This window comes from Flavobacterium sp. FlaQc-48, from assembly GCF_044007335.1.
Classification (GTDB): domain Bacteria; phylum Bacteroidota; class Bacteroidia; order Flavobacteriales; family Flavobacteriaceae; genus Flavobacterium.
Genome location: NZ_JBIPCR010000046.1, coordinates 1 through 1134 on the forward strand (window position 1 = coordinate 1; position 1134 = coordinate 1134).

Annotated in this window: 1 rRNA gene; it reads right to left on the reverse strand. The window is 48.0% G+C overall.

Features of this window, described 5'->3' with window-relative positions:
• Window positions 1-1118, reverse strand: a 16S ribosomal RNA gene (locus ACHRWY_RS27510); the annotation flags it as partial.
• Window positions 1119-1134 lie beyond the last annotated feature (16 nt).

The following is a 1134-nucleotide window of genomic DNA, read 5'->3' on the forward strand; positions in this document are numbered from 1 at the left end:
TGACTCGCTGGCAACTAACAACAGGGGTTGCGCTCGTTATAGGACTTAACCTGACACCTCACGGCACGAGCTGACGACAACCATGCAGCACCTTGTAAATTGTCTTGCGAAAGATCTGTTTCCAAACCGGTCAATCTACATTTAAGCCTTGGTAAGGTTCCTCGCGTATCATCGAATTAAACCACATGCTCCACCGCTTGTGCGGGCCCCCGTCAATTCCTTTGAGTTTCATTCTTGCGAACGTACTCCCCAGGTGGGATACTTATCACTTTCGCTTAGCCACTGAGATTGCTCCCAACAGCTAGTATCCATCGTTTACGGCGTGGACTACCAGGGTATCTAATCCTGTTCGCTACCCACGCTTTCGTCCATCAGCGTCAATCAATTAGTAGTAACCTGCCTTCGCAATTGGTATTCCATGTAATCTCTAAGCATTTCACCGCTACACTACATATTCTAGTTACTTCCTAATAATTCAAGTTTAACAGTATCAATGGCCGTTCCACCGTTGAGCGATGGGCTTTCACCACTGACTTATTAAACCGCCTACGGACCCTTTAAACCCAATGATTCCGGATAACGCTTGGATCCTCCGTATTACCGCGGCTGCTGGCACGGAGTTAGCCGATCCTTATTCTTACGATACCGTCAAGCTACTTCACGAAGTAGTGTTTCTTCTCGTATAAAAGCAGTTTACAATCCATAGGACCGTCATCCTGCACGCGGCATGGCTGGATCAGGCTTGCGCCCATTGTCCAATATTCCTCACTGCTGCCTCCCGTAGGAGTCTGGTCCGTGTCTCAGTACCAGTGTGGGGGATCTCCCTCTCAGGACCCCTACCCATCGTAGCCTTGGTAAGCCGTTACCTTACCAACTAGCTAATGGGACGCATGCTCATCTTTTACCGTTGTGACTTTAATATAATCTCGATGCCGAGTCTATATACTATGAGGTATTAATCCAAATTTCTCTGGGCTATCCCTCTGTAAAAGGTAGATTGCATACGCGTTACGCACCCGTGCGCCGGTCTCTAAATCCGAAGACTTATACCCCTCGACTTGCATGTGTTAAGCCTGCCGCTAGCGTTCATCCTGAGCCAGGATCAAACTCTTCATCGTATATTGTTTGCTTGAT